The sequence below is a fragment of the Marivita geojedonensis genome, assembly GCF_002115805.1.
GTDB lineage: Bacteria > Pseudomonadota > Alphaproteobacteria > Rhodobacterales > Rhodobacteraceae > Marivita > Marivita geojedonensis.
In genome coordinates this window covers 15,542-38,742 of sequence record NZ_JFKC01000024.1, presented here as the reverse complement: position 1 = coordinate 38,742, position 23,201 = coordinate 15,542, and the positions used below count along the sequence as shown (strand labels likewise).

At 58.0% G+C, this 23,201-nt stretch carries 20 protein-coding genes; 10 read left to right on the top strand and 10 right to left on the bottom strand.

The window, feature by feature from the left end:
- Positions 1-21: 21 nt before the first annotated feature.
- Positions 22-1,287, top strand: a complete 1,266-nt coding sequence (lysA, locus tag MGEO_RS17620; RefSeq protein ID WP_085640810.1) for a diaminopimelate decarboxylase — start codon at positions 22-24, stop codon at positions 1,285-1,287.
- Positions 1,288-1,323: 36 nt separating this feature from the next.
- Positions 1,324-3,903 carry a TIGR02302 family protein gene (locus MGEO_RS17615; protein WP_085640808.1) on the top strand — a complete coding sequence of 860 codons (2,580 nt, stop codon included), beginning with the start codon at positions 1,324-1,326 and terminating at the stop codon, positions 3,901-3,903.
- A 73-nt stretch (positions 3,904-3,976) separates the two neighbouring features.
- Here the strand turns inward: MGEO_RS17615 and arfB are convergent, their stop codons facing one another.
- The 6 genes from arfB to MGEO_RS17585 all read right to left on the bottom strand — a co-directional run bounded on the left by arfB (position 3,977) and on the right by MGEO_RS17585 (position 9,103).
- Positions 3,977-4,399, bottom strand: coding sequence for an alternative ribosome rescue aminoacyl-tRNA hydrolase ArfB (arfB, locus tag MGEO_RS17610; RefSeq protein ID WP_085640806.1), 423 nt, complete (start codon positions 4,397-4,399; stop codon positions 3,977-3,979).
- Between the two features lie 264 nt (positions 4,400-4,663).
- The gene (locus MGEO_RS17605) at positions 4,664-5,293 is read right to left on the bottom strand and encodes a queuosine precursor transporter (RefSeq protein WP_085640804.1); all 630 of its coding nucleotides are present in this window, start codon (positions 5,291-5,293) and stop codon (positions 4,664-4,666) included.
- A 91-nt stretch (positions 5,294-5,384) separates the two neighbouring features.
- A complete protein-coding gene (locus MGEO_RS17600; protein ID WP_085640802.1) occupies positions 5,385-6,200 on the bottom strand; it encodes an esterase-like activity of phytase family protein in 816 nt (271 codons plus the stop codon).
- A 36-nt stretch (positions 6,201-6,236) separates the two neighbouring features.
- Positions 6,237-7,160, bottom strand: a complete 924-nt coding sequence (gene mepA / locus MGEO_RS17595; RefSeq protein WP_085640800.1) for a penicillin-insensitive murein endopeptidase — start codon at positions 7,158-7,160, stop codon at positions 6,237-6,239.
- Positions 7,157-8,497: an MFS transporter gene (locus tag MGEO_RS17590; protein ID WP_085640798.1), complete on the bottom strand. Its 1,341-nt coding sequence runs from the start codon at positions 8,495-8,497 to the stop codon at positions 7,157-7,159. The genes mepA and MGEO_RS17590 overlap by 4 nt, the downstream gene beginning before the upstream one ends.
- A gap of 54 nt (positions 8,498-8,551) precedes the next feature.
- Positions 8,552-9,103, bottom strand: coding sequence for an acyl-CoA thioesterase (locus tag MGEO_RS17585; RefSeq protein WP_085640796.1), 552 nt, complete (start codon positions 9,101-9,103; stop codon positions 8,552-8,554).
- A 137-nt stretch (positions 9,104-9,240) separates the two neighbouring features.
- Here MGEO_RS17585 and MGEO_RS17580 point away from each other — a divergent pair, with 137 nt between their 5' ends.
- From MGEO_RS17580 to yaaA, 3 genes are all read left to right on the top strand, one after another.
- Entirely contained in the window at positions 9,241-9,534 is a 294-nt protein-coding gene (locus MGEO_RS17580; RefSeq protein WP_085640795.1) for a YggT family protein, read from the top strand.
- A 214-nt stretch (positions 9,535-9,748) separates the two neighbouring features.
- Entirely contained in the window at positions 9,749-11,803 is a 2,055-nt protein-coding gene (gene recQ / locus MGEO_RS17575; RefSeq protein ID WP_085640793.1) for a DNA helicase RecQ, read from the top strand.
- Positions 11,804-11,839: 36 nt separating this feature from the next.
- Positions 11,840-12,619 (top strand): peroxide stress protein YaaA, encoded by a 780-nt coding sequence (gene yaaA, locus MGEO_RS17570; RefSeq protein ID WP_085640791.1) that lies wholly within the window; start codon positions 11,840-11,842, stop codon positions 12,617-12,619.
- On the opposite strand, the gene MGEO_RS17565 is transcribed toward yaaA, so the two are convergent.
- The 4 genes from MGEO_RS17565 to MGEO_RS21870 all read right to left on the bottom strand — a co-directional run bounded on the left by MGEO_RS17565 (position 12,604) and on the right by MGEO_RS21870 (position 17,630).
- Positions 12,604-14,748, bottom strand: a complete 2,145-nt coding sequence (locus MGEO_RS17565; protein ID WP_085640863.1) for an ATP-binding protein — start codon at positions 14,746-14,748, stop codon at positions 12,604-12,606. The genes yaaA and MGEO_RS17565 overlap by 16 nt on opposite strands.
- 108 nt (positions 14,749-14,856) lie before the next feature.
- Positions 14,857-16,035, bottom strand: coding sequence for an acetyl-CoA C-acyltransferase family protein (locus MGEO_RS17560; RefSeq protein ID WP_085640789.1), 1,179 nt, complete (start codon positions 16,033-16,035; stop codon positions 14,857-14,859).
- A gap of 68 nt (positions 16,036-16,103) precedes the next feature.
- The gene (locus tag MGEO_RS17555; RefSeq protein ID WP_085640787.1) at positions 16,104-17,438 is read right to left on the bottom strand and encodes a mechanosensitive ion channel family protein; all 1,335 of its coding nucleotides are present in this window, start codon (positions 17,436-17,438) and stop codon (positions 16,104-16,106) included.
- A 60-nt stretch (positions 17,439-17,498) separates the two neighbouring features.
- Positions 17,499-17,630 (bottom strand): hypothetical protein, encoded by a 132-nt coding sequence (locus MGEO_RS21870; RefSeq protein ID WP_269845903.1) that lies wholly within the window; start codon positions 17,628-17,630, stop codon positions 17,499-17,501.
- Positions 17,631-17,897: 267 nt separating this feature from the next.
- On the opposite strand from MGEO_RS21870, the gene leuC reads away from it, so the two are divergent.
- The 5 genes from leuC to leuB all read left to right on the top strand — a co-directional run bounded on the left by leuC (position 17,898) and on the right by leuB (position 23,201).
- On the top strand, positions 17,898-19,301 hold the full coding sequence (gene leuC / locus MGEO_RS17550; protein ID WP_085640786.1) for a 3-isopropylmalate dehydratase large subunit: 1,404 nt from the start codon (positions 17,898-17,900) through the stop codon (positions 19,299-19,301).
- The gene (gene leuD, locus MGEO_RS17545) at positions 19,301-19,906 is read left to right on the top strand and encodes a 3-isopropylmalate dehydratase small subunit (RefSeq protein ID WP_085640784.1); all 606 of its coding nucleotides are present in this window, start codon (positions 19,301-19,303) and stop codon (positions 19,904-19,906) included. The genes leuC and leuD overlap by 1 nt, the downstream gene beginning before the upstream one ends.
- Positions 19,907-20,219: 313 nt before the next feature.
- Positions 20,220-21,056 carry a hypothetical protein gene (locus MGEO_RS17540; RefSeq protein WP_233139981.1) on the top strand — a complete coding sequence of 279 codons (837 nt, stop codon included), beginning with the start codon at positions 20,220-20,222 and terminating at the stop codon, positions 21,054-21,056.
- 11 nt (positions 21,057-21,067) lie between these two features.
- A complete protein-coding gene (locus tag MGEO_RS17535) occupies positions 21,068-22,036 on the top strand; it encodes an endonuclease/exonuclease/phosphatase family protein (RefSeq protein WP_233139980.1) in 969 nt (322 codons plus the stop codon).
- 58 nt (positions 22,037-22,094) lie between these two features.
- Entirely contained in the window at positions 22,095-23,201 is a 1,107-nt protein-coding gene (gene leuB / locus MGEO_RS17530) for a 3-isopropylmalate dehydrogenase (RefSeq protein ID WP_085640782.1), read from the top strand.

The window sequence follows — 23,201 nt, the reverse complement described above, 5'->3', positions numbered from 1 at the left end:
CTGGCTGATCAGGAGTCGGAAGTGGACCATTTTCTTTATCGGGACGGTGTTCTATTCGCCGAGGATGTCTCGGTGGCCGATATCGCAGCGTCCGTGGGGACGCCGTTTTACCTCTATTCTACTGCCACGCTGACGCGCCACTTCCAGCTGTTCGACGAGGCGCTGGATGGCATGGAGCACATGGTCTGCTATGCCATGAAGGCAGCCTCAAATCAGGCTATCCTGCGAACGCTGGCCGAACTTGGGGCCGGTATGGATGTCGTGTCCGGTGGTGAGTACGCGCGGGCAAGAGCCGCAGGTGTGCCCGGCGATCGAATTGTCTTTTCCGGTGTCGGCAAGACCCGCACTGAAATTCGTGCGGCTCTTGAGGGCGGTATTCGACAGTTCAATGTCGAGAGCGAGCCCGAGCTGCACGTGATTTCCGAGGTTGCGTCAAGCCTTGGAACTACCGCGCCGATTACTGTTCGGGTGAACCCGGACGTGGATGCCAAAACGCACGCCAAGATCGCCACGGGAAAATCCGAGAACAAGTTCGGGATTCCGATTTCAAAAGCCCGCGCGGTCTATGCAGAAGCCGCTGCCCTGCCGGGGATCGAGGTCATCGGCATCGATGTCCACATCGGATCACAGTTGACTGATCTGGAGCCCTATGAGCTGGCTTATCGGAAAGTCGCCGAACTCACAGAACAGCTGCGTTCCGATGGCCATGACATTCGCCGGCTTGATCTGGGCGGTGGGCTTGGAATTCCCTACGCGCGCTCCAACGAAGCACCGCCGCTGCCATCCGACTATGGAGCCCTGATCAAAAAGACCGTTGGCCATCTGGGCTGCGAGATCGAAATTGAGCCAGGACGCCTCATTGCGGGGAATGCAGGTATCCTCGTCAGCCGCGTGATCTATGTTAAGCAGGGGGAAGGGCGTCAGTTCCTGATCCTCGACGGGGCGATGAACGACCTGATCCGTCCTGCAATGTATGATGCGCACCACGACATCGTACCTGTTTTGGAACCCGCACCTGGCGTCGAATACCAGCCATATGACATCGTTGGTCCTGTCTGCGAATCCGGCGACACATTTGCCAAGAATCGTATGATGCCACCCCTGTCGGCAGGGGATCTGGTCGCGTTTCGCTCTGCGGGTGCTTACGGGGCGGTGATGGCCAGCGAATACAACACCCGTCCTCTTGTGCCTGAAGTTTTGGCAAAGGGTGATCAATTCGCTGTCATTCGCCATCGTCCCGACTTTGACGAAATCATAAACCGAGATACCATTCCCCCATGGCTGTGAGGCATTCCCCCGCGGTCAGACAGCCGGGAGACTGGAATGACCGCACGGGATGACCTGCCCACGGAAATCAATACGGCATTGCGATGGCCGCTGCTGCTGACCCAATTGGGGATGCTGGCGGAAAACGTTGTGCGCGCTTTCTGGCCGCTCTGGTCGGTTCTGTTTGCCGTGCTTGCCTTCCTGATGCTTGGGATTCAGGACTATCTGTCGACCGAAGCAGTCTGGGCGGTACTTGGGCTTTCCGGTCTTGGTGCGGTTTGGGCGCTGGTTCGGGGGGTGGGCCGCTTTGCCTGGCCAACGACGCCTGCCGCGCTTGTGCGGCTCGATGCGACGTTGCCGGGAAGTCCGATCCTTGCCGCGATGGACAGTCAGGCCATCGGAACCGGCGATGCGGCGTCTGCCGCCGTCTGGAGAGTGCATCAGGCCCGGATGGCAGCGCGTCTGAAACAGGCGAAGGCTGCTGAACCTGATCTGCGTGTATCCCGTGCCGATCCGTTTGCTCTGCGGTATGTCGCGCTTCTTGCGTTTCTTGTGGCGGCGGTTTTCGGTTCCGTACTCAAGGTGCAGTCCGTTTCCGCGATGGGACCAAGTGGGTCTGATCTGGCTTCAGGTCCAACCTGGGAGGGCTGGCTTGAGCCACCGCACTACACGGGCCTGCCGTCCATCTACCTCAACGATATCGACGCGGCGCAACTGGAAACCCCGGAAGGCAGCCGGGTGACACTCAGATTTTACGGGGAAGTTGGGGTTCTGAGTGTTTCGGAAACGGTGTCCAACCGCGTCTCTCCGACGGCCACGCCTGAAGAGCTTGTGCAGGTCTCTACGAGTACGGCGCAGGAATTTTTCGTTCAGCAATCCGGTCGGCTTGAAATCGAAGGTCCGGGAGGCAGGCTCTGGGAAATCATCGCCACTCCGGATCGCGCACCGGAGGTGACGCGGGATGGAGAGATTGAAGTCACCTATGAAGGTGAGGCGCAAATTCCTTTTGCGGCAAAAGATGACTACGGCGTTGTAACTGGAACAGCGCGCATTGAATTGGCGATCGACGATGTGGATCGGCTGTATGGTCTCAGGATTGATCCCGAACCGCGCCCGGTGATTGAATTGCCTCTTCCGATGCCGATTGCGGGCGATCGATCAGATTTCACCGAAACGCTTGTCGACAACTTTTCGGAACATCCCTGGGCGAACCTGCCGGTCAAGTTGAGCCTGAGTGTCACGGACGAGGCGGACCAGATCGGTGAGGCAGTTCCCGATGTGATCGATCTGCCGGGGCGCCGGTTCTTCGATCCGATGGCCGCCGCAATCATCGACCTGCGGCGCGCACTTCTTTGGAACCGGAAAAACGCGTCTGACATCGGATTGCTCATGCGGGCCATCTCGCACCGGCCCGACGACGTGTTCCGTTCTTCTACGGATTACCTCAGGCTGCGCGCGATCCTGCGCAGGGTTGAAGCACTGGCCGACTACAACATGACGGATGACCAGCAGGCGGAAATCGCCCAGGCGCTGTGGGATCTGGCCATCCGGCTTGAGGAAGGGGATCTCGACGACGCACTCGAGCGCCTGCAACGAGCGCAGGACAGGCTGGCCGAAGCCATGCGCAATGGTGCGTCCGATCAGGAAATCGCGGAGCTGATGCAGGAGTTGCGGGAGGCAACGGACGATTACCTTCGACAGTTGTCGCGTCAGGCGCAACAGGACCGGCAGAACAATCCTGATCAGGAAATGACTCAGAACCAGAACATGATGGAGATGAGTCAGAATGATCTGCAGGAGATGATGGACCGCATCCAGGAGTTGATGGAGCAGGGCCGGATGGCCGAGGCGCAGGAAGCGCTCGAACAGCTGCGTCAGATGATGGAAAACATGCAGGTCACGCAGGGTCAGGACCAGCAGGGCCAGTCGCCGGGGGAACAGGCGATGGAAGGGCTCGCAGAGACCTTGCGCGAGCAGCAGGGGTTGTCGGATCAGGCGTTCCGCGACCTTCAGGAACAGTTCAATCCGGGTCAGCAAGGCCAACAGGGTCAACAGCCCGGCCAACAACAGGGACAACAGGGCCAGGGTCAGCAACAAGGACAAGGCCAACAGCAAGGTCAGGGGCAAAATGGCCAAAGCCTCGAAGAAAGCCTCGCTGACCGCCAGCGCGCGCTGCGGCAGGAACTGAATCGCCAGACGCAGAACCTGCCTGGCGCGGGAACCGAAGCAGGAGAGGCTGCCCGCGATGCGCTTGATCGTGCCGAAGGTGCGATGGAGGGCGCTGAAGAGGCTCTGCGTGAGAATGATCTGGCCGGAGCAATCGACAACCAGTCCGAAGCGATGGAAGCCCTGCGTGAAGGTATGCGCAATCTGGGTGAGGCCATGGCGCAGCAACAGCAGCAGGGTCAAGGTCAGCAGGGTATGGCCGACGGGGCCGATCCGGGCCAGCAACGTGATCCGCTGGGGCGCAACGTTGGTTCCAATGGTCAGATCGGATCCAACGAGAACCTTCTTCAGGGTGAAGATGTTTATCGTCGGGCGCGCGAGTTGCTGGACGAGATCCGGCGCCGCTCGGGCGAAGGTGAACGGCCCGAGGAAGAGCTTGAATACCTCGAGCGCCTGTTGGATCGGTTCTGAACTTAGCGGACTTGTCAGCGCAAATGAACGAAGTGCTGACGCAAAATCTACTGACGAATAGCTTGGCGTGGGATCAGGTCTCCGGGTCGACCTTGCCACGCAGTGATTTCACTTCGCCGCGCACTTTTTTTGCCTTGAGCCGACGCTTTTTTGACCCAAGCGTCGGCTTGGTCGGGACCCTGCGTTTTGGCGGTGTCAGTGCAGCGACAATCATTTCCTTCAGTCGATCCCGCGCAATGTCACGATTTCGCGCTTGGGACCGTGTTTCATCCACTTGTAGAACAATCGCGCCTTCCTTCGTCCATTTCCGTCCAGCGATGCGCCGCAGACGGGTTTTGACGGGGCCCGGTAGATTGGGAGAACGGTCTGCTTCGAACCGCAACTCAACGGCCGTCGATACCTTGTTGACGTTCTGACCACCCGGGCCCGACGCGCGGATGAACTGTTCGGTCAACTCCCAGTCCTCAATCGTAATGCTGTCCGAAACTCTGATCATGTTTGGTACCTTAGTGTAGTGGCGCCAGGCAGACAAAAAGGGTCGCCAAATTGGCGACCCTTCGAGACTTACGGAGGTGGGTTCCGGTTAGGTTCCTCACCAATTCGATGGCTTCATCACCCAGGGGCTGCCCTAGATGTGTGCCTCTCGAACTGTTCCGACACCTCTCTCCAATACCTCTCTCGACACTGGATCACCTCCTTTCAGCTGTTACAAAACGCAATTGAAAGGTGGCACGGTTTCAAGAAGAGGCAAACATTTTCTTCACGTCAGGGCGGCGTTTTCGCGAAAACGCTGAACGATGAGTCGAAAAGGTATCAGTGCGATCAGCGCGAGAGCGAGTTTAACCATCCAGTCCGCGACTGCGAGCGACACCCAAAGCGGAACAACCGGGCCGCTGCCCAGAAGCGGCAGCATCTCTCCGGCCCAGGAAACATCATTCTCTGGTTCGAGGAAGGACAGCGCGCCAGAGAACGCAATGGTGAAGAAAAGTGCTGTGTCCAGGGACGACCCAATCAAAGTTGAGGCCAGTGGTGCACGCCACCACGCTCCGCTGCGCATCCGATCGAAGACTGCCACATCGAGAAGCTGCGCGGTCAGAAACGCGAGGCCGGACCCGAGCGCGATGCGGAATGTGACGAGTGGCCCGAACTCACCCTGGATCTGTGTGCCGACAAGCGAGCAGAAAACGCCCACCACGAAGCCGGCGAATACGACCTGACGTGCTGGTCCGGGGCCGTAAAGGCGGTTCATCAGGTCGGTGACGAGGAATGCCAAGGGATAGGTGAATGCACCCCATGTGAGCCAGTTTCCGAACAGAAACTGCACGAGGATGTTGGAGGCCACCACGATGTTGGCCATGGCGATTATGCCAGGAATATGAGCTCGGGTCATTGTGACTCCCGTTTTGCCAAGGTTGCGGGGACTTGATTCCCGAAACTCGGGAATGGCGCGACGCATAAAGCGAGAGTCAGATGCAGACAAGTTAAATGCTGACTGCGTATTCCACGATTTCCGTCTTCTGGAAGAAGCGGAAATTGTCGTCTGACACCATGGTCAAGCGAAGCGACCCGTCTTCTGCACCCCAAACCGACAACCCTTCGAGATTGTCGTGCTGGCGTGTCTCTGAGATCATCAGGGTCTCACCCTCTGCGGTGGTGCCATTTTCCAGAGCGAACCGACGGACCCGGCTGACAAAACCGAAACCGCCGAAGCCACGTTCCAGCACATAAAGCCGTCCATCGGGACCAATGTCTGCCCCGACAGGCAGGAAGCCTTTACTGCGGGTGATCGCCATCGGCTGATCCCAACCAGCGCTCTCTCGATATCGATACACGGGGAAGGGTGCACGCAGCCCATCGGACATTTCTGGAAGTGCATAGAGTGTACCGTCATGATCTATCGCCAGCGCCTCGAGACCACGATTGTTCGGCAAGTCGTCTATTGCCGGGTGGGAAGGCAGGGCCGACCACGCGCCGTCCGTGCCCCGCCGAAGAACCCGATTGTCGCTTTCAAGAGAAATATAGAGTTGCCCTTTCGCATCGCGCGCCAAGCCCTCGGTGTCCCGTGTCGGCTCCTCGTCGAACAAGTCTTCGGGTATTTCGAGTTTGGACAATTCGGTGCTGCGGACACCGATGATCCGGCCCTGATGTCGGAATATCGTCCCCTCTATGAGATGGGCCCGGTCACTCAGCATCACGAAGCCGCCTCCGTCCGGGGCAAGGGATATTGCGGAATAGCCGCCAAAGTCTTTCTGCTCCTTGGTCCAATGATAGGACGACAGGAATCGTGCTGCTGGCATTTTGTCCGACACTTTGTGTTCAGTGGACGCGGAAGGTCAGTTTGCTGAAAGAACGGCAGCGCACTGCGCAGGCAGATCAGCCATCGTCAATTCCCGCCGTGGTTTCGGTTTCGGCGCGTTCGGATCCGGCGGAGGTGGGTTCAGGATGTTGTTGACCCATTGTTGCGCATCCGCGCAACCATCTCCACGCGGGGGCGGATCCTGATCCACACAGCCGGACATCCCACGAGGGCAGGCCAAACGAACGTGGAAATGGTAGTGATGACCATACCACGGCCGGATTTTGCGCAGATAGCTGCGGTCTCCTTTTTCGGCATTGCACATCGCGACCTTTGCGCCCGGGAATACGAATATCCGTGCCACGCGCGGATCGCTTGCCGCAGCCTTGATGATGTTGCGGTGCGCTTCGGTCCATTCATCGTTTGTGAAGGCTCCGTTCGAACGACGCATCGAAATTGACGAGATGTTCTCGCGTTCCGACTGGGTCAGGTTCAGCCGGTTGGCAGGACGCATCCAGATATCCGCATCGAGTCCGATCTGATGGCTTGCATGACCGGTGAGCATCGGACCGCCACGCGGTTGGCTGATATCCCCAATGTAAAGGCCGTTCCATCCGGGTTGCCGTGCCGCGATGCGCGACAAATCTTTCAGGAAATCGACGGTGACCGGCAGACCCCAATTGCGGTTTCGGGACAGGCGCATCGCCTGCCACGTTGGTCCAGTTTCCGGCAATTGAACCTGTCCGGCTGCGCAGCCCTTGGCGTAGCTTCCGTAGGCAGCCGGCGATTGTCGGGATCCTGTGTCCATACCGCCGAAAAGCTGCTTTGCCTGCCGGGTGCTCAGAACTCCGCTCACGCGTGGGGAACTGGCGGCGGTTGCCTCGGCGCTACGCGACCCGCCATCGCCACCACAGGCAGCCAGAAGAAAAGCGAGACCAAGAAGAAGAGAAATCCGTTTCATGATACTGCTCGTTTCCCGTTTGGGTTGACCCAGACTAACAAGACAAGCCCGATCAGGAAAAGGATAATCACTGGGCTGACCCCCAATTGTTGGGAGCCGGTGACGTATGTTGTAACTCCGATCAGAAAAGGTGCCAGAAAACTCGTCGCTTTCCCGGCCAAAGCGTAAAGACCGAACGCTTCTGTCATGCGGGCAGGATTCGCCTGACGCACCATCATTGTCCGGCTGGCTGACTGGATGACCCCGCCGGCTGCACCGATCACCGCACCGATCACGAAGAACGCGATGTCCGGAAGCGCCGAACCCTCTGCAAGCGAAATCCCAAACATCGTATCGCGCGAGATCAGAACGATGGCGATGCCAACTGCCGTCAACGCAAGGATGCAGACAACGATCACCGGCTTTGGCCCGAACCGGGAATCGGCCATGCCGCCCAGCCATGCGGCAATGGCACCAGCAATGATGGCGATGATGCCGAAGATGCCGACATTCTGCACGCTCCAGCCCAACACCCCGGCAGCGTAGATGCCGCCAAAGGCATACATGCCGTTCAGCGCATCCCGGTAGAACATCGCGGACGCGAGAAAGGCAAACAGTGACCTGTCCTGCGGAAGGCGCCGCAAGGTAAATTTCAGGTCTTTCAGTGCACGCCTGATCGCACCCGGTGCCGCCTTGTTGGCTTTCGGGTCTTTGACGAAGAGAAAAAACGGGATCATGAACACCGCAAACCAGATCGCCACAAGAGGGCCGACAAACCGCGTCCCCTCCCGCGTCTCCGGATCCAATCCAAATGCCGGGCTGAGTCCAATCAGGGTCTTTCCGGTCTCTGCATTGTCCGCAAAGAAGACGAGCATGATGACAAGTGCGATCAGACCGCCGACATAGCCAAATGCCCAACCGTTTCCGCTGATCCGACCAATTTCGTCAGGCGTCCCGAGATCCGGCAGCATGGAGTTGGTGAACGTGGTTGCGAATTCCATTCCGATCATGCCGATGGCGAAAAGGGTCAGGATGAGCACAAGGTTGAAATCTCCGGGTGCTGCAAACCAAAGGCCACCCGCGCCGAGAACGTACATGGCCGAGAACAGCCAGATCCAGCGCATGCGATTGCCGCCTGTGTCCGCCATCGCACCTAGAACCGGCGCTAACAGAGCGATCGCAAGACCGGCGGTTCCGATCCCAAACCCCCAAGCCGATTGAGCAGCGGTTCCGTCCCCAACCAATTCCTTGATGTAGGGGGCAAAGATGAATGTAATGAGCAGGGTGTTATACGGCTGACTGGCCCAGTCGAAGAAGAACCAGCCCCAAATCCGTTTGCGCAATGATGCGTTTGCCATTCCAAATCCCCCTTCCGGGGTTATGAGTGCGAAACGCCAGAGCGACAAGCATCGTTATTGCTGAACTGTTTCCTGCATGGGGGGCCAGGGACGAGCGTCCTCTGCATGAAGCCACATTTCCACCCAATCGGGCGTCTCTGGAGAGGGCGTTCCCGCCATGCCCATCGCGGCGATCACACGTTCGGTAGGCACTATTCCGTTCCGGTCGGTCACAGCAGAACGGTAGACGGCGTGGTTGGCGCACTCGCCATTCTCTTTCCACATCGACTGTTCAATATACAGAAAACGCTCGTCCCAGCACAGCAGACGGCTGCGCATTTCAAACCGCTCAAAGGTCCGGATGCGCCGCCTGTAGCGAACGACAACGCCCGCCATTGTCAGGCCCCAGCGCTCGCTGCGTACCATCGACAGAAGACCGTTCACCTGTGCCAGGGGGATACGCCCAAGGTCATAGAGAGTCAGGGTCCGGCCATTGTTCAGTTCCATCCACATATCGATGTCCCACGGCCAGCAGCGATGGTGCGAGACATAAGTGCCAAACGGACCGAGCTTTGGGGCGGTGCGCGCTTTCCAGATACCAAGCGCCATGCGGACAAAGGGATACATCAGTGCCTCCTGTTCGGGCCTTGGTTGACCCAAGCAGGAGCAACGTCAACCGCGACCTCGCGGAAACTGCACTGACTTGTTCTTCCCGGCGACAGCGCCTAGGTCTAACGCTGTTATTGACGAAGGAACTCAGTCCGATGCAATCGCTGTACCAGATCCTCATGCTGCTTCTCGACGTGGTGTGGTTCTTCATCATCGCTCATGTCATCATGAGTTGGCTGATCAATTTCCAGGTCCTGAACCTGCGTCAGCCTATCGTCGCGCAGATCTGGGATGCCCTGATTCGGATTCTCGAACCGCTCTATTCCCGGCTGCGACGCATCCTGCCACCGATGTCCGGGATTGACCTTGCTCCGCTCGTCGCGCTGATCGGTGTCTACATCATCCGCATCGTTCTTCAGAACAACGCAGGTTTCTTCTACGGGTTCTGACCTGCAATGCCGCACGGTCTGAAACTGGCAGATTCGCGTCCTGGGTTGCCCGACTTTCGAGGCGCCACCTTTCGTGGGTAATGGCGCGTCCTTTCCAAAAGCGAGGATGGGTCAAATCCTTGGATTGATACGGCAATCCAAACTTGTTCACGCATCCTTAGTATGAGACTGTCAGCCTAAGAGCAGATGTAGTTAAGAACCTGACAGGTCATCCATGCCCCGCGACATGTCCGACGCAGACGCGATTCTGCGCGACGTCTTTGGATTCGACAGCTTCCGTCCCGGCCAGTCCGAGATCGTGGATGCCGTCACGCGCGGGGAAAACGTGCTTGCCATCATGCCGACCGGCGGTGGAAAGTCTCTGTGCTTCCAGCTTCCGGCGCTGTTCCGGCACGGTGTGACGGTGGTCATTTCCCCGCTGATCGCCCTGATGCGCGATCAGGTACGGGGACTGCGCGAAGCGGGTGTTGCGGCAGGTGCGCTGACCTCGGCCAATACCGACGCGGAAAACGACGCCGTGTGGGACATGCTTCATTCCGGCGCGCTCAAGCTGCTGTACCTCGCGCCAGAACGGCTTGCCTCGACCGCCACGCAACGGATGCTGCAGCAGGCGGGTGTGTCTCTGATCGCTGTCGATGAGGCCCATTGCGTGAGCCAATGGGGCCACGATTTCCGGCCCGACTACTTGCGTATCGGGGAATTGCGACGCGCGCTCGATGTGCCGCTGGCGGCGTTCACCGCAACCGCAGATGCGGAAACGCAGGAGGAAATCGTCACCCGTCTGTTTGACGGGCAGCCGCCGCGCACCTTCCTGCGCGGGTTCGACAGGCCGAACATCCACCTGATGTTTGAACCTAAGAACAAGCCGCGCCAGCAGATCATGCAGTTCGCCGCTGCCCGCAAGGGGCAGTCTGGCATCGTCTATTGCGGCACCCGCGCAAAGACCGAGTCGCTGGCGCAGGCGCTGAATGCCGAAGGTCACGCGGCCTGCGCCTATCACGGTGGGATGGAGGCGGATCAGCGTCGAGAGGTCGAAGCACGTTTTGCCACCGAGGACGGGTTGATCGTTGTCGCCACGGTTGCATTCGGCATGGGCGTCGACAAACCCGATATCCGCTGGGTGGCCCATGCCGATCTGCCAAAGTCCATCGAAGCGTATTACCAGGAAATCGGTCGCGCCGGACGCGACGGCGCTCCTGCCGAAACCCTGACGCTATACGGGGCCGATGACATCCGTCTGCGCCGCTCGCAGATCGACGAAGGTCTGGCCCCGCCGGAACGCCGTCATGCCGACCACGGGCGTCTGAATGCCTTGCTCGGGCTGGCCGAAGCGCTGGAATGCCGACGCAAGACATTGCTGGGGTATTTCGGTGAATCCGAGGTGTCCTGCGGCAATTGCGATCTGTGCGACAAGCCGGCCGAGGTGTTCGACGGCACCGAAGCGGTGCGCAAGGCGCTGTCGGCGGCGTTGCGGACGGGCGAAAGTTTTGGTGCGGGACATCTGATCGATATTCTGCTGGGTACGAAAACCGAAAAGGTCCTTCAGCGCAGTCACGACACGCTGCCGACATTCGGTGTCGGCAAGGATCTGAAACGCGGTGAGTGGCAGGCAGTGTTCCGCCAGATGATGGGTCACGACCTGATGCGCCCGGATTCAGAACGGCACGGGGCACTTGTGATGACCGAAGCGGCTCGCCCGATCCTGCGGGGCGAACAGACGATCTCGCTGCGTCGTGACAGCATAGAGGCCGCCAGCGAGCGCAGGCCACAGGTGCGCACGCTGGTCAGTGACGAGGACGCGCCGCTTCTTTCGGCGCTCAAGGCGAAACGCCGCGCGCTGGCCGAGGACCTGTCGGTTCCGGCCTATGTCATCTTTCCCGACCGAACGCTCATCGAAATGGCAGAAACGCGGCCCAAGACGCTGGACGACATGGCGCGGATCAACGGTGTCGGTGCGAAAAAGCTAGAACGGTACGGGCGTGCCTTTCTCGAAGTCATCGCGGGAGATGTTCCAGAAACCCATCCCGCCCGCCGCAAACTGGCGACCAGTGACGCGGGCGGCCTCTACGATGCGCTACTGCAGTCGCAGGCCCAACTGATCCGAGGGGAATGTGGCACGCTCAAGCCGATGTCGTGCAGCGCCGGTCAACTGGCCAAGCTTGCGCAGAACAGACCGCGTGATGAACGCGGGATTGCACGAATTATCGGGGAGCGACACGCTGACCGTTTTGCAGAGACGTTTCTGGACGTTTTGAGGGCTGCGCACTAGATCGTTCGGAACTCTGAATTCTAGGAAGGTACTCCCATGCTTGTCGTGATTTCTCCGGCCAAACGCCTTGACTGGTCCGAGCGCGATGTGGCGATGACCGAACCGGTCTTTCAGGATGACGCCAACAGGCTGGCAAAGACCGCGCGTAATCTGACGCTGGGCAGTCTCAAGGCGCTGATGGACCTGAGCGACGATTTGGCAAAGTTGAACCGTGACCGCTTTCGCGACTTCGACGAGTCCCCGTCGATCGATGACCTGCGCCCCGCCGCGCTGGCATTCGCGGGAGACACCTATCAGGGTCTGGAGGCGGCGTCGCTGGACACGGACGAATTGCGCTGGGCGCAGGATCACCTCCGTATTCTTTCGGGCCTTTACGGTATTCTGCGCCCGCTTGATGGTATTCAGGCCTACCGCCTTGAGATGGGAAGCCGACTGAAAACCCGGCGCGGTGGCAATCTCTATGACTACTGGCGTGACCAGATCGCAAAGGAACTCAGGGCGCAGGCAGCTGACCTCAAGACCGACACGCTGATCAATTGCGCAAGCCAGGAATATTTCGGGGCGGTTCCGGTAAAACCTCTTGGTTTGCGAATTATCACTCCGGCCTTCATGGAGGATAAGGGCGACGGCAAAGGGCCGAAAATCGTTAGCTTCTTTGCCAAGAAAGCACGCGGATCGATGGCCCGGTTCATCATCCAGCGGCGGCTGACGGACCCTGCAGGTATCCTTGATTTCGATCTGGGCGGTTACGCCTACCGTGAAGACCTCTCCAAACCCGACGCACCGGTTTTTGTACGTCCTTACGACGCCAACTGAAACTGTGGACAATAGAGTTCGAGTTTCTCGATCAAAGCATCCTTGCGCAGCGGCTTGGTAAGGTAGTCGGTCAATCCGGCATCCAGAACCATATCGCGATCGCCGTCCATTGCATGCGCGGTTACAGCGATGATTGGTACATTTGGGCCATTGCCCTCAAGCGCGCGTATACGTGCAGTTGCCTCTTTCCCGTCCATTCCGGGCATTGAAATGTCCATGAAGATGACATCCGGGCGCTCAGTTTCGAAGGCAGTGACAGCCTCAAACCCATCATTGGCCATACGAAGATCAATCCGCAGTTTGCGCACCATTTTGCGGAATACCAATTGGTTGGTGAGGTTATCCTCGGCCAAGAGCACTTTTGGTTGGGATTCTCCGCAGTTCTCGGCCGTCGGCGGCTTTTGTGCCTTGGGGATCGCCAAAGTCTGTATCGCGTCGAACAGGGCGGTACGCGCATAAGGCCGCTGAATCGTTTGTGTTTGTTCCAGTCCCGTGTCGGTCACGCCTTTCGGGTCCCGGGATACGATCAGAACAGGGGTTTCTGCACTCAGCCTTCGCATGACCGTGAGGGTCTTTCTGAACATCGGGTGGTGCGGTTCCAGAGAAAGCACGACCAAATTGGCGGACTCAAACATCGACTCCGTCAGTTCCGATGGGTCGATACACAGACATGGTTTGCCGCCGAAGGCCCTGATCTGGTCGGTCAGAAGTGCCCCGGTCTTTCCTGTGCCTTCGTCGATCACCAATATGTTCTTTAACTGTGGATCGATTTTCGCGAGTTCCGTGTCGTTTTGCAGATCGACGGGAAGGACCACAGAGAATCCGAAGCAGCTTCCTTCCCCTTCTTTGGACGTGACCCAGATATTGCCCCCCATCAGTTCGACCAGTCGTTTGGTGATGGTCAGTCCAAGACCAGTCCCTTCGAACTGACGATTGCGGTCATCTTCGACCTGATTGAATTCTCCAAAGACGTGATCGATCTTGTCCTCGGCGATGCCAATGCCTGTGTCCTCAACCGTGATATTGAGTTTTCTGGTCGTCCCATTGGAGGTCTCTCCAACCACCCGAAGAACGACCTGGCCATCGAGCGTAAACTTTACGGCGTTGCCCATCAGATTCGTGACGATCTGACGAATGCGCCCCGGATCGGCAATGAACCTGGTCGGGAGGAACACGTCATAGTCGAGGATTACAGCAAACCCTTTTGCCTGTGACGATGGCTGCAAGAGTGTGATCACCTCCTGAAAAGTCTGTTCAAGGTCAAAAGCTTCCGGATGCAGAACAAGTTTGTCTGCGTCGATTTTCGAGTAATCGAGGACGTCGTTGATAATAACCAATAGCGCCTCGGCAGAGTTTTTGATCGTATCGACAAACAATCTTTGTTCGGTATCGAGTTCGGTTTCGGTCAGCAGGTCGGCCATCCCGACAACTCCGTTCATGGGTGTCCGGATTTCGTGGCTCATGTTGGCCAGAAAGGCCGATTTGGCCCGGTTTGCCGTTTCGGCCCGTTCCCGGGCTTCTCGCAGCTGTTCTTCGTAGCGGACGCTGGATGTAATGTTGAGTGCAAGGCTGACCACATCGCCCGAAGGCCCGCGGCGGTCGAAGATCCGGACGTGTTCACCATTCCAAAGCTGGATTTCCATCGGCGTGGGATCATCCTGCTGCCACCGATCCTGCATTCGGGCCCGCCACTCGGCGGGGTGTTCTTTGCCGATATTGACAATGCCTTCCTCGGTCAGAAGCTGAAGGATGCGTGGGTATGTGATACCCGGCTGCACCTCTTCCAAATCGTCGAACACTGCAAGATAGGCACGATTGGCGACGATCATGCGGTTGTCGGAGTCGAAGAATGCGAAACCGTCCTGAATTGTCTCGATGGAATGCCACAGACGGCGTTCCGCGATCTGAATCTTTTCGTTGGCGACGCCCAATTCGGTTTTTACGCGCTGGTTCTCTCCGCGCACCATCGCCACCTCGGCCCGCGTCTCGACGATTTCGTTGCTGAGCTGCTGTGCGTGGTTGCCCAGCTTGCGATTGGCGGCGAAAAGTTCGGCCTGCTTGAGTTCCAAAAGGCGTTCAGCGGCCAAACGGGCACGCCGTTCCTCTGCCAGTTTGTTGGCGAGACTCATCCAGTCCTCCGTCATTCCGTTTTGGGACTGTCCGGGATCATGCTGAAGAATGAATTAACCCGGCTGAGGGTGGTCAGCCGGGTTTGCAAAGCGGAGTGTGCCCTTGGGTTACAGGCGTTCGATAGCCAAGGCGATACCCTGACCGCCACCAATGCACATGGTGATGAGCGCTTTCGATCCGCCGATGCGCTCCAATTCATAGAGCGCTTTGACGGTGATGATCGCTCCAGTCGCGCCGACAGGATGGCCGAGCGCAATTGCGCCGCCGTTCGGGTTGACCTTGGCAGGGTCAAGACCAAGCCCTTTGTTCACGGCAAGTGCCTGTGCCGCAAAGGCCTCGTTGCTTTCAATCACGTCGAAATCATTGATCGACAGACCAGTACGCTTGAGCAGGTTCTCGACCGCAGGCACAGGCCCGATGCCCATCACCTCGGGGCGGACGCCCGCATGAGCGTATCCCAGAATGCGCGCTTTGGGTTTGAGACCGGCCTTTTCGGCCGCAGACGCGGTGGCCAGAACAACAGCCGCAGCACCATCATTGATACCCGAGGCGTTTCCGGCGGTGACGGTGCCATCTTTCCGGAACACGGTTTTCAGACCGCCAAGCGTTTCCAACGTGGTGGCCTTGGGGTGCTCATCCGTGTCGAACGGCACCATGTCGCGTTTGACTTTGACCTCAATCGGAATGACTTGGCTCTTGAAGCGGCCTTCCTCAATGGCTTTCGCCGCGCGTTTTTGGCTTTCAAGCGCAAACGCATCCTGCGCGTCACGGGTGATGTCATGCTCGGCGGCAACGTTTTCTGCCGTCACGCCCATGTGGCCTGTGCCGAAGGGACAGTTCAGCGCGCCAAGCATCATGTCGAGCGTGCGGATGTCACCCATCTTCGCGCCCCACCGCTGGTCCGGCACGATATAGGGAGAACGGCTCATGCTTTCTGCGCCACCGGCCAGAGCGAATTCCGCATCGCCCAGCATCAAGGACTGAATGGCCGAAACGATGGCCTGTGCGCCCGATCCGCAAAGACGGTTCACGTTCATGGCAGGTGTCGTGTCCGGGATTCCGGCCTGCATTGCTGCGACGCGGCTGAGGTACATGTCGCGGGGTTCGGTGTTGATGACATGACCGTAGACAACATGCCCGATTTGTCCGCCCTCGACCCCGGAACGTTCCATTGCAGCCTTGGCCACCGCTGCGCCGAGATCGATCGGAGGCGTGGCAGCCAATGATCCGCCAAAGGTGCCGATTGCGGTGCGCGCACCGTCGAGAAGTACGATTTCGTCTGCCATAAAAGACTCCCTAACTAATCGAAGACAGTATGTGCGAGCCGATAGGCGGAGTCAGCCGCAACCGTCCGTCAGTCGGGGAGCGATTTTGTCGCAAGCTCCGATCCTTCGAGCAGCTTCACCTCTCGTTGCGGGAACGGAATCGAAATTCCATTTTCGTGGAACGCATCCCAAAGGGCCAGATAGACATTGCCCCGGATGTTGGTCAGCCCGCCTGTGGGATCGCGGATCCAGAAGCGCAGGATGTAGTCAACCGAACTGTCTCCGAAACCGACGATGTGACAGACCGGAGGTTTGAAGCTCAGTACGCGATCTACCGACTTCGCCGCATTGATCGCGATTTCCCGCACCTTGTGGGGGTCGTCAGAGTAGGCTGTTCCAAAATAGATATCCAAACGTACGAATTCGTTGGAATGAGACCAGTTCACCACCTGCCCGGTGATGAGGTCTTCATTTGGGATCAGGTATTCCTTGCCGTCACGCGTGACCACGCTCACATAACGCGCGCCCAAGCTGTTGATCCATCCGAAAGTGTCGCCCAGAGAGATCACGTCACCCGGTTTGATCGACTTGTCGAGAAGGATGATGATGCCTGAGACCAGGTTCGACACGACCTTTTGGAGGCCAAAACCGAGGCCGACACCGATCGCACCTGACAGAACGGCAAGCCCTGTCAGATCAACTCCGACGATCCGTAAACCAAGAAAAAAGGCCGTTCCAAAGAGCGCAACCTGCAGGAACTTGATTGCAAGAACCTGCATTGACGGTGAAATATCTTCATTCCGTCGGATCGACGCGGCCGTGGTGCTGCTGATGATGCGAGCCAGTGTCAGAAGTGTTGCAACGATGACAATTGCTTGGATAACCAACCAAATTGAGACGCGCATGTCGCCAATGCTGAAAGCCGCGCTGTCAAGCAGAGCCTGAGCTTCGTCAGACAGACCCGTAATGGACAGCGTGACCCAAATCCACGCGCCGTATCGCACGATACCGCGCATGAGCGTGTTCTTGATAAGGCGGGTCGCAAAGGCAATGAGAAGCCATGCTGTCGCAAGATTGGCAATGATTGCCAAAAGGTATGATCGCGATGGCCAGGTGATTTCGCGCATGACGAAGACCACAAGCCAGATCAACACCACGAAGAGAGCCATGCGCAGGCGTCGGTGAAACACCACCAAAGCCCGCATGCGCCATTTTGGCCATCCTTCGAGACCACGCATCCACTCGTGCATACGTGGCTTGATGATCGCAGAGAGAAGATGGGCCGTTAAGAAAACGCCAAGCGCAATCAGAAGTTGGTAGGCGTTCCATGGTCGCAGCAGACTTGTCAGAAAGGCCTCTGCCCAAACGTATAGGTCGAGTGTGACCTCGGTCAGGGTTTCTGGTGAGACGACATCAGGATCCATTCTGTGCCCGGGTGACTGCCTGACACCAGCGTTGCATCGCTGAGTGATCAGCGCAACTGGTTAAGAGTCGGTGAATGGAAACACGACTGCGATCGGTTCGAGATCCGTGTCCGCGCCTGCCGTGTGCACGACAAGACCGGCCGCAAGAATCGCGATCAGCGTCAGATTGATGATGTTGAGTTTCGTCAGCATTTGTCCCTCGCTAGTGTCTGGTACGCGGTAAACGGGTTACTGGATCATCTTTTTCCATACGGGCGCGCGTGTAGCGCCGCCCTTGCGGCGAGGCAGGGCGATGATGTAAAGCAGCAGGCATGGAAATGGTTTTCGATCTGGACGACCGGGCGCGTTTGCGGGAACGGTTTTTCGGTGCGACGCATACCGTGCTCGCGCGGCTAGACTGCTGCGCCTGAGCTACCCCGACCACACCACCAATTCTGACAAGTTCAAGGGAGAGGACCGATGTCCCCCAAAACGCTCTATGACAAAATCTGGGATGCCCATGTCGCGCATGAAGCCGACGATGGCACCTGCCTTCTCTACATCGACCGTCACCTCGTTCACGAAGTGACCAGCCCCCAGGCCTTTGAAGGTCTGCGGATGGCAGGTCGGTCGGTGCGTGCGCCGGACAAGACCATTGCGGTTCCGGATCACAACGTTCCTACCACTCCGGGCCGTGAAGATCCGAAGAACATGACCGAGGACAGCGCGATCCAGGTCGCCGCACTCGACAAGAACGCAAAGGACTTTGGCATTCATTACTATCCGGTGTCGGATGTCCGTCAGGGCATCGTGCACATCGTCGGGCCCGAACAGGGCTGGACCCTGCCGGGCATGACCGTGGTCTGTGGCGACTCGCACACCGCGACGCATGGTGCTTTCGGCGCTCTTGCGCACGGCATTGGTACGTCCGAGGTCGAGCATGTTCTGGCAACCCAGACGCTGATTCAGAAGAAGTCCAAAAACATGAAGGTCGAAATCACCGGCAAGCTGCGCCCCGGTGTGACCGCCAAGGACATCACCCTGTCGGTGATCGGCAAGACTGGCACCGCCGGCGGCACTGGCTATGTCATCGAGTATTGCGGTGAGGCGATCCGCGATCTGTCGATGGAAGGGCGTATGACCGTCTGCAACATGGCGATCGAAGGCGGCGCACGCGCGGGTCTGATCGCACCGGATGAAAAGACGTTTGAATACGTCAAGGGCCGCCCGCACGCGCCGAAGGGTGCGCAGTGGGAAGCAGCACTTAACTGGTGGAAAACCCTCTTCTCTGACGAGGACGCACATTGGGACAAGGTGATCACCATCAAGGGTGAAGACATCGCACCGGTCGTGACATGGGGAACCTCGCCTGAAGACGTGTTGCCGATCACTGCAGAAGTCCCCGCGCCTGAAAGCTTTGAAGGCGGCAAAGTTGGTGCTGCGAAGCGCTCGATCGAGTATATGGGCCTGACACCGGGTCAGAAGCTTTCGGACATCGAGATCGACACGGTCTTTATCGGGTCCTGCACCAATGGCCGGATCGAGGACCTTCGCGCTGCAGCCGAAATCCTCAAAGGCAAGAAGATCGCAGTCAAACGGGCGATGGTCGTGCCGGGCTCTGGCCTTGTGCGCGCTCAGGCCGAAGAGGAAGGTCTTGCAGACATCTTCAAAGAGGCCGGTTTCGAGTGGCGTCTTGCTGGATGCTCCATGTGTCTTGCGATGAACCCTGACCAGTTGGCTCCGGGTGAACGCTGCGCGGCTACGTCCAACCGCAACTTCGAAGGCCGTCAGGGCCGTGGTGGTCGAACCCATCTGATGTCGCCCGCTATGGCGGCAGCTGCGGCAATCACCGGAAAACTCACCGATGTGCGGGAGATGATGTAATGGAAAAATTCGAAAAACTCACCGGGATTGCGGCACCCATGCCGCTGGTGAATATCGACACCGATATGATCATCCCCAAGCAGTTCCTCAAGACGATCAAGCGCTCGGGTCTGGGCGTGAACCTTTTCGACGAGATGCGTTATGACGACAACGGTGATGAAATTCCCGATTTCGTGCTGAACATGCCGCAGTATCGTGAGGCAGAGATCCTCGTTGCAGGAGACAACTTCGGCTGCGGGTCTTCGCGCGAACACGCCCCCTGGGCGCTTAAGGATTTCGGGATTCGGGCGATTGTCTCGACATCGTTTGCGGACATCTTCTACAACAACTGCTTCAAGAACGGCATTCTGCCGATTGTTCTGCCGCAGGAGGCTGTGGATGTGCTCATGAAGGATGCCGAAAAAGGCTCCAATGCGCGCATGACGATTGATCTGGAAAACCAGGTCGTGACCAGCTCTGACGGAGAAACCTTCTCGTTCGAGGTTGATAGCTTCAAGAAGCACTGCCTGTTGAATGGTCTCGACGACATTGGCCTGACGATGGAAAAGGCGGCGGCCATTGACAGCTTTGAGGCCCAGGCTTCACAGGCCCGTCCATGGGTGTAATCACCACAAACGAGATCGGAAAAGCCGCCTTGCAGGGCGGCTTTTTTGTTTGTTGATCGCGTCCGTGTTTCTACAATATGTTGTGTGTTTCTGTGGGTTTGCCATATTTCAAGGCACGGTTTGATGTAAACGCGCACCAGTTTTCGTGTAACTTCAATGATTTCGGCGACTTCTCATGGCAGCGGAGTTGAGCGCCGCGGCGAACTTGGGCACAAATGGGGCAATAATGAGGCAGTCCGCCATCCCGGCGGCACAAATTTGGAATAAGGTCGCGGCATCGTATCGCGATCGTCCAGGTTGAAGGGAAACCAGAGTGGTCAAGCGGATCATCGGATCAGCTGTGCGTGCGCTTTTGATGGCGTTGCTTGTGGCGATTCCGTCGCTCGTTCTTCCCGGAACGTCCAGCGATTCAGCCCAGATGGCGGCATTGATAGCTTTGGTCGCGGCGGTCGTAACCTTTACCGAATACAACAGCGAATATCCGACTTTCCTCGAATTCAGGAATGCACCGCCATTCAACAGGCTGCGCTTCCTCGCCCTGTTTTTCTGTGTTCTGTTTGCGTCGATACTCATGGCAACAGCCGAAGCCGGTGCGCGCAATACGACGACTTTGCTTGAGTCCCTTGCGCTCTGGGCAACCCGTTTGCTCGATTTTCCGTTTTCCCCGGTCCGGCTTATGTCGATTGCGCTGAATGATCTGCCTGCGGGGTTTGATCATGAAACGGCACTGAACGTGTCCGGCTTGTTGCTGACCGTAACCATGATGGTCCTGCTGTTGTTTTGGCTGCATGCGCGGTTCATTTTCTGGCCGATCCGAAAGAAAGCCTTCAATTTCTGGATAAATCTGCCGCTCTTCGATCCGACGTCAGGGCGTGATGTGCTGTTCCGCCTGAAAAGAGATGCGCATTTTAACCTCGCGTTAGGATTTCTTTTGCCATTTCTGATCCCGGCAATGCTGCGTCTCTGGATCGGCGCGTTCGACCCGAGTTTGCTGATGCTGCCCGAAGTCTTGATCTGGGTGCTATGCGCATGGGCTTTCTTGCCGCTGACACTGATGATGCGTGGCATCGCGCTCTTTCGGGTCGCTGTTCTGATCGAGGAAAAGCGTCGTCGCGCCTACGCTCAGGAAGACGAATTGCAAATCGCCTGAGAGCCATTGCTTTGGCCTTTGTTCTGGCGACCCAACATGCCCATGCTGACGATCTGCGCCTGGCTCTATGGCATGTTGCTTTGTCGCGCGATGGTCCTGGCCTTCTGCTGCGTGATCTGCATGTCCCGGACCAAGACCTATTGCAGGTTGCTGAGGCCATACGTCGTGCTGACGTTGATGTTCTCGTTCTGACCCAGATTGATTTCGATGCGCTGGGCACCAGCCTAGCCGCGTTATCGGACCTTGTTTCTGATGGGCACCGATATGTTCTGCCGCTCGCCTCGAACGCGGGTCGGCCAACCGGACATGATATCGACGGCGATGGAAGGCTCGGGGAACCTGAGGACTCTCATGCTTACGGGCTCTTTCCAGGACAGAAGGCGTCGGGGATCCTGTCGCGGTTTCCGATAGACGTCGAACGGGTAGAGAACTTCAACGATCTTTTGTGGAGAGACATCCCGGGAACCAATCTGACAGACACCGATGCAGCGGCAGATATTCAACGGCTGTCAGCGGGAGGGCATTGGATCGTGCCGATTCTGATTGATGGAGAGAGCAGTGACAGAACGCTGAACCTGTTGATCGGACACGCCGGAGCGCCTGTTTTTGATGGACCGGAGGATCGGAACGGTCGGCGGAACCTTGACGAATTGAGACTGTGGACGATGATCCTCGATGGACGCCTTGGCACAGGGTTGGGGCGACCGTGGGTCTTCATGGCCAACACCAACCTCGATCCTGAGAGGGGAGAAGGGTATCGCAGGGCGATGGCCGAATTTCTTTCAGCCCCTTTGTTGAGCGACCCGCTTGCCGGGCAGGTGAGTGCGCATTGGGATGATCCCGGGCCAATGCGGGTCTCCTATCTGCTTCCGTCCGCCGAACTTCTGACAGGTGATGCGCAGGTCTGGCCTGCTCTTCCCGGCCAGTGGCACAGCCTGATCACCGTCGACATTGCTCTTCCGGACTTGGCTCTGCCTTGACCCTAGGTGCTAGCGGGTCTAGGCGAGGCGCAACCCTGTTGATCAAAGGAACTCCATGATGAGCAACGCTTCGCTTCTGATTCTGCCCGGTGATGGCATCGGCCCCGAGGTCATGGCCGAGGTGCGCAAGATCATTGATTGGTTCGGCGCAAAACGCGACCTGACATTCGACGTGAGCGAAGACCTTGTTGGCGGCGCGGCTTATGACAAGCACGGCACGCCTCTCCATGACGACACGATGGCGAAGGCACAGGAAGTCGATGCCGTCCTCTTGGGTGCTGTTGGTGGACCCAAATACGACAATCTTGATTTCAGTGTGAAACCGGAACGTGGCCTTCTGCGTTTGCGCAAAGAAATGGATCTCTTCGCGAACCTTCGTCCTGCGCAGTGTTTTGACGCGCTCGCCGACTTCTCGTCGCTCAAGAAAGACGTGGTTGCGGGTCTGGACATCATGATCGTGCGCGAACTGACATCCGGCATCTATTTCGGTGAACCCCGCGGCATCTTCGAGGAAGGCAACGAACGTGTTGGCATCAACACGCAGCGTTACACCGAATCCGAAATTGACCGGGTAGCGCGCTCGGCTTTCGAACTGGCGCGGCGTCGCAGCAACAAAGTCTGCTCGATGGAAAAGGCCAATGTGATGGAATCGGGTATCCTGTGGCGGGAAGTCGTGCAGAAAGTGCACGACGAGGACTATCCCGATGTCGAGCTGTCGCACATGTATGCAGACGCAGGTGCGATGCAGCTCTGCCGCTGGCCCAAACAGTTTGATGTAATCGTGACGGACAACCTGTTCGGTGACCTTCTTTCGGATGCTGCCGCAATGCTCACAGGCAGCCTCGGCATGCTTCCATCGGCGTCGCTAGGTGCTCCGATGGCGAACGGTCGGCCCAAAGCGCTGTATGAGCCCGTGCACGGTTCCGCACCTGACATTGCGGGGCAAGGTAAGGCGAACCCGATTGCATGTATCCTCAGCTTCGCAATGGCGCTGCGCTACAGCTTCGATCAGGGTGATGAAGCGGCACGTCTGGAAAACGCCATCGAGAAAGTTCTCGCCGATGGTGCGCGCACGGCTGATCTGATGGGTCCGGAAGGCGGCACACCTATGTCCACCTCCGAAATGGGTGATGCCATCGTCGCTGCGCTCGACGCCAGTCTGTAA